The following is a 6,279-nucleotide window of genomic DNA, read 5'->3' on the forward strand; positions in this document are numbered from 1 at the left end:
CAATTGGTCGGGGCTGTGGACAAACAGCGGTCGCGGATGCCTCATGGGAGGGTGAAGGAACCAGCGCGCATTCTCGTTGTCGGCGGCGGCTACGTCGGGATGTACACCGCGCTGCGCCTCCAGCGGAAGCTCAAGCAGGAGCTGAGGCACGGCGCCGTACAGGTCATCGTGGTCGACCCCGAGCCGTACATGACCTACCAGCCCTTCCTGCCGGAGGCGGCGGCCGGGTCGATCTCCCCCCGCCACGTCGTGGTTCCGCTGCGTCGTGTCCTGGGCGACTGCCAGGTCATCATCGGCGAGGCGACCGCGATCCATCACGGCAAACGCACGGCGACCATCAGAACCCTCGCCACAGAGGAGGAGGGCACCGGCTCGATCGAGATCCACTACGACGAGCTGGTCCTGGCGCCCGGATCCGTCTCCCGCACCCTCCCGGTCCCCGGCCTCGCCGAGACCGGCATCGGCTTCAAGACCGTCGAAGAGGCCATCGGGCTGCGCAACCACGTCCTCGAACAGCTCGACATCGCGTCCTCCACCCGCGACCCCGACGTCCGCGACGCCGCGCTGACCTTCGTGTTCGTCGGCGGCGGATACGCGGGTGTCGAGGCGCTCGGCGAACTGGAGGACATGGCCCGGTACGCCGTCCGCTACTACCACAACATCGCGCCCGAGGACCTGAAATGGATCCTCGTCGAGGCCACCAACCGGATCCTCCCGGAGGTCGGCGAGGAGATGGGCAAGTACGCGGTCCGCGAGCTGCGCGGCCGCAACATCGACGTACGGCTGGAAACCCGCCTCGACTCCTGCCAGGACCGGGTCGCCGTACTGAGTGACGGCTCGCGCTTCCCCACCCGCACCCTCGTGTGGACCGCCGGCGTCAAACCGTCGCCCATCCTCGCCTCCACCGACCTCCCGCTGAACGCCCGCGGCCGCCTCACCTGCACCGCGACGCTGCAGGTGGACGGCGTGGAGCACGCCTGGGCCGCCGGGGACGCCGCGTCCGTGCCGGACCGTACGGCGGCCGACCCCGGCGCCGTCTGCGCGCCCAACGCGCAGCACGCCGTCCGCCAGGCCAAGGTCCTCGCCGAGAACCTGCTCGCCTCGCTCGGCGGCCGGCCCCTCACGGACTACGAGCACAAGTACGTCGGCTCCGTGGCCTCCCTCGGCCTCCACCGCGGCGTCGCACATCTCTACGGCCGCAAGATGAAGGGCTACCCGGCCTGGTTCATGCACCGCGTCTACCACCTCAGCCGGGTGCCGACCTTCAACCGCAAAGCGCGGGTACTGGCCGAATGGATTCTGTCGGGGCTGTTCAAACGGGAGATCGTCTCGCTCGGATCGCTGGAGAACCCGCGCGCGGAGTTCAAGCTCGCCGCCGACACCGGACGCCATCCCGAAGCCAGTTGACCCCGCCGGGGCGGAGCCGGGAACTCCCCTCCCACGAACGGCGTCTCACGGATGTCAGTCCGGTCGGCCACACTGGACGTGTGACCATGGGTGGGCTCGTATCTGCAAAGAGTGACAATCGCGAGGATTCGGAAGTTTGCTGCATTCCCCCGGGGGCCGTCCCCCGCACCCGCATCCCTCTCCCCGATCCCGCGCCGGCGCGCTGCTCAGCCACCACTCCACGAGGTAATCCGCAGTGAACTTCACGCGCTGGAGCGCCCGGCTCCCCCGAACGCAGCGACGCACCGCCGCGCGGTCCGACCGTGCCGCGCGGCGTCCGCAGCCCGCAGCGGGCGGCGGCTCAGTCCCGGCCGCCCGCGGCGAGCGCACCGACCCCTCCGCCGACGGCGAGCCGCCGCTGCCGGGCGCGCCCGGCACCGCCCCCGGCAGCCCGCCGCCCGCCGCCGTCCCGACCCTCGACGGGCTGTCCGTCCACGACGTCCTCGGCCAGGTCCCGGCCCTGGTCGCGGTGGTGTACGGCCCCGAGCACCGCATCGCCTATCTCAACGACGCCTACGCCGACCTGTTCGGCCACCGGACCCGCGGCGTCCCCGCCGGGCAGGCCCTGCCCGAGCTGCGCGAACTGGGCCTGCTGCCGCTCATGGACCAGGTCCTGCGCAGCGGCACGCCCCGTACGGTCAAGGCGCGGCGCGTCCCCGCGGCACCCGAGCCCGCATCCGAGTCCGCGCCCGAGTCCGCACCCGGGCTCGCGCCGGGCACCGACGCCGGGCCCGAGGCGGCGCCCACGGCCGCCGGGCGGTCGCGGCACGGGTACTACACCTTCACCTGCTCGCCCATCGAGATGGCCGCCCCGGCCCCCGAGCCGGCGGCCCGCGTGCCCCACCCCGTGCCCGCGCCCGCCCACGACGGCGCCGTCCCCGACGCGGCAGTGCCCGTGGCGGCCGTTCCCGAGATGGCGGCCCCCGTGGCGGCCGTTCCCGTCGCGGCCGCGCAGACCACCGCGACCGCCACCGACGACGCCCCCGAACGGGTGCGCGGCGTCCTCGTCTTCGGCGCCGACGTCACCGACCAGGTCGAGGCCGCCGAGCGGCTGCGCGCCGGCGAGCGGCTGCAGCGCCAGGCCGCCGTCACCCTCCAGCGCAGCCTCCTCCCGCAGGAGCTGGAACAACCCGACGACCTGCGCGTCGCCGCCACCTACCAGCCCGGCGGCAAGGACACGGCGGTCGGCGGCGACTGGTACGACGTCATCACCCTCGGCGCCGGCCGCACCGCCCTCGTCATCGGCGACGTCATGGGGCGCGGCGTCCGCGCCGCCGCCGTCATGGGCCAGCTGCGCACCGCAGTCCGCGCCTACGCCCGCCTCGACCTGCCCCCGCACGAGGTGCTCCAGCTCCTCGACGGACTGGCCGCCGAGATCGACCCCAACCAGATCGCCACCTGCGTCTACGCCGTCCACGACCCCAACGAGAGCCGCCTCGTCTACGCCTCCGCGGGCCATCTGCCGATCCTGGTCCGCGACCCGGACGGCACCGTGCGCCGCGCCGCCGAACCCACCGGCCCGCCGCTGGGCACCGGAGGCTGGCTGCACACCTCCGGCTCCGTCCCGCTCGGCCCCGGCTCCAGCGCCGTCCTGTACACCGACGGGCTGGTGGAGCGGCGCGACAAGGACATCTACGACGGCGTCGCCGCTCTGGAGCGCGTCTTCGCGGGCGCGACCGGCACGCCCCAGGTGATGTGCGACCGCCTCATCCGGGCGCTCGGCATCACCGCCGCCCACGACGACGACGTCGCCGTCCTGGTCCTCCAGCACCCCGCCCGCACCGGCCATGACGCCGAGCTGTTCCACAACGCCGCCCTCGAACTCCTCGGCGGAGTGGAAGCGGCCCCGCGCGCCCGGGCCTTCGCCTCCGGCGTCCTCGCCAGCTGGCGCTTCCCCATGGAGCTGCGCGACCTGGGCGTCCTCGCCGCCAGCGAGCTGGTCGCCAACTCCCTCCAGCACGGCACGCCCCCGATGCGGCTGCGGCTGCGGCGCACCGACCGGCGCCTGATCATCGAGGTGACCGACGGCGACGACCATCTGCCGCGCCGCCGCAGAGCCGAACCGGTCGACGAGGCCGGCCGCGGCATCTCGATCGTCGCGACCATCGCCTCCTCCTGGGGCTCACGCCGCACACCGGGCGGCGGAAAGGCGGTGTGGTGCGAATTCGCCCTCCCCGACGGAGATCCATAAGACCTCCGGCGGAAAGGGCGACGGTGCGGAACACGGCGGCCGGTCAGACCGCCGTGGTCACCGGAGCGGACGACTCCGAACGCGGCGCGGGCACCGGGGCACCGGCGGCCCCGCGCAGCGGATTGTCCTGCCGCGCCGACAGCCGCCTGCCGAGCCGCAGCGAGAGCACCGAGACCCCCAGCGAGCAGACGATCAGCATGGCGATGTACGCCCCGTACGCACCGGCTCCCGCCATCAGCCCGCCGACCGCCGGGCCGACCGCCAGCGCCAACTGCTTCACCAGGGAGAACGCCGCGTTGTACTGCCCCAGCAGGGACGACGGCGCCAGATCGGCCACCAGCGGCGCGACGGTCGGCGACAGCATCGCCTCACCGAGACCGAACAGCGCGTACGCCGAGACGATCGCGGCCGTGCCCATGGCCTGGCCGCCCGGCACCAGGGCGGCGGAACCGGCCGCCGCCCACGCGACCGTCCACACCAGCCCGACCACCGCGATCACCCGGCTGCGCCGCCGCCGCTCGACCAGCTTGAGCACCACGAACTGCGCCAGCACGATCGCCGCCGTGTTCGCGGCCAGCGCCACGCCCAGCATCGCGGGGGACACCCGGGCGACGTCCACGGCGAACGCCGACAGCCCGGACTCGAACTGCCCGTAGCAGGCGAAGAACAGCACGAAGCCCAGTACGCACAGCTGCACCATGGCCCGGTGCCCCAGCAGGGCCCGCCAGCCGCCCGTCCCGGCGGCGGACGCGTCGGTCGGCACCGCACCGTCGAACGCGGGCCCCTTCGCCAGCCTTACGGTCGCCACCGTGGCACCCAGCACCAGGAACATCACCGCGTCGATCGCGAAGAGCCGCACGAACCCGGCCGGGGAGGAGGTGTCCACCAGCAGCCCGCCGAGCAGTCCGCCGACGCCCAGCCCCAGATTGCTGAGGAAGAACTGCGTCGCGAAGGCGCGCGACCGGGTCGCGGGCGTCGAGCACCACACGATCAGCGTGGCCAGCGCGGGCTGGATCACCGCCATTCCCGCACCGAGCACCCCGGCCGCGGCGAGGACCAGCGGCTCGCTCGCCGCCAGCCCGAGCCCCAGCGATCCGACGGCGGAGGCGACCGCACCCACGACGGCAACGGACAGCGGCCCCCGCCGGTCGATCACCCGACCGGTGAAGGGCAGCACGACCAGCGCGGCCACCGCGAACATCGCGAGCACCAGGCCCGCCGTATCCGCACCGAGATCCCGCACCTGCGCCACATAGACGAACAGGAACGGGACCGTGAAGCCGTTGCCGAACGCGCTCAGCGCGTTGCCCAGTTGGATCCGGCGCAGCGCTGCGCCCATCGCGGTGGTCACACTCACCTACCTAGGTCGAGAAGGGTCGTTACGGAGTCGGAAGAAGTCCGTGTACTGGAAGCCTCAACACTTCGAAGCTAAATTTCAACGCTTAAGAGTACACGTCGAAGAACTTCGGCGCGAACGACTTCCGTGTCATACTCCGCACATGGCTGACACCCCCGACCCGGACGACCTGCTGACCCTCGAGGAGCAGATCGCGGCCTACCAGCGCGAATTCCAGGACCTGGACCCGCAGGTGGAACAGGTCGTCAACGCCCTGAGCCGACTCACCCGGCGGATGAACGTCGCCTACAGCCGGCAGTCCTCGACCCTCGGCATCAGCAACGTCGAGTTCGAGGTACTGAAGGCCCTCGTGCTGTCCGGCTCCCCGTACCAGCTGGGCCCCGGCGAGCTGGCCAAGCGGCTCGGCCTCACCCCGGCCGCGATGACCCATCGCATCGACCGTCTGGTGAACGAAGGGCTCGTCACCCGGGAGCGTGATGAGAACAACCGCGTGCGCGTCATCGTCGAGCTGACGACCGGCGGGCGGGAGAAGTGGCTGGAGGCAATGCGCCGGGCATCCGTCTTCGAGGAAGACCTGCTTCAGGACCTGTCCTCCGAGGAGCGTCACGCCCTCGGCGAGATGCTCGCCCGGGTCCTGCGCCGGGTGGAGGAGGCCCAACCGGACGCCGACGGGCGGCTGAACGACCTCGGTTGAGGCATTCGGCCGACACGGGTTGACACCGATCAGGCCGATCCGTAATGTTCCCCGAGCTGCCACAGAGCCGTAACGACTCATCGGTACGCACTCGAGCCGCACCGGCGGCAAACCACTCCGCACGACCCCCAATCGGGAACGACTTCGGCATGCCGAAATCCGGACCGAAAAGCTCGATTATGAGCATCCGGGGGAATCCGCTAAAGTGGTGGACACGCCGGAAGGCGCGAAACACCCCGCTCCAACAGGGGGCCGGAAACGGAATTCGGACCGGAAACGGAACGGAAAACGGATCTGGTAAGGTTGGAAACACGAAAGGCCGGAAAGCCGAAAGGCTGAAAGGCCGGAGGGAAAAGCCCGGAGAGACCGGTGATACGGTTTCAAAGGAAGCGTCCGTTCCTTGAGAACTCAACAGCGTGCTAAAAGTCAACGCCAGATATGTTGATACCCCGTCCATACGGTCTTCGGATCGTGGGCGAGGTTCCTTTGAAGAAAAACACAGCGAGGACGCTGTGAACCATCGGATTATTCCTCCGGTGGTTCCGCTCTCGTGGTGTCGCCAGGATTACCTGGAAGCATTCACGGAGAGTT

4 protein-coding genes are annotated in these 6,279 nt (G+C 71.1%); 3 read left to right on the forward strand and 1 reads right to left on the reverse strand.

Annotated elements, in window-relative coordinates; translation table 11 throughout:
- Nucleotides 1–36 precede the first annotated feature (36 nt).
- Both ACFZCY_RS04740 and ACFZCY_RS04745 read left to right on the forward strand, forming a co-directional pair.
- The gene (locus ACFZCY_RS04740; protein ID WP_391169339.1) at nt 37–1,407 is read left to right on the forward strand and encodes an FAD-dependent oxidoreductase; all 1,371 of its coding nucleotides are present in this window, start codon (nt 37–39) and stop codon (nt 1,405–1,407) included.
- Between the two features lie 235 nt (nt 1,408–1,642).
- Complete coding sequence (locus ACFZCY_RS04745; RefSeq protein ID WP_391169340.1) at nt 1,643–3,637, forward strand: SpoIIE family protein phosphatase; 1,995 nt, start codon at nt 1,643–1,645, stop codon at nt 3,635–3,637.
- A 43-nt stretch (nt 3,638–3,680) separates the two neighbouring features.
- On the opposite strand, the gene ACFZCY_RS04750 is transcribed toward ACFZCY_RS04745, so the two are convergent.
- On the reverse strand, nt 3,681–4,988 hold the full coding sequence (locus ACFZCY_RS04750) for an MFS transporter (RefSeq protein ID WP_391169425.1): 1,308 nt from the start codon (nt 4,986–4,988) through the stop codon (nt 3,681–3,683).
- A 148-nt stretch (nt 4,989–5,136) separates the two neighbouring features.
- Between ACFZCY_RS04750 and ACFZCY_RS04755 the strand changes: the two genes are divergently transcribed.
- Complete coding sequence (locus ACFZCY_RS04755; protein ID WP_391169341.1) at nt 5,137–5,688, forward strand: MarR family transcriptional regulator; 552 nt, start codon at nt 5,137–5,139, stop codon at nt 5,686–5,688.
- Nucleotides 5,689–6,279 lie beyond the last annotated feature (591 nt).

The organism is Streptomyces sp. NPDC007983 (assembly GCF_042958345.1).
Taxonomy (GTDB): Bacteria; Actinomycetota; Actinomycetes; order Streptomycetales; family Streptomycetaceae; genus Streptomyces.

Coding starts and splice junctions, on each gene's coding strand:
- ACFZCY_RS04740 (WP_391169339.1), top strand. CDS start 37: ATGCCTCATGGGAGGGTGAAGGAACCAGCGCGCATTCTCGTTGTCGGC.
- ACFZCY_RS04755 (WP_391169341.1), top strand. CDS start 5,137: ATGGCTGACACCCCCGACCCGGACGACCTGCTGACCCTCGAGGAGCAG.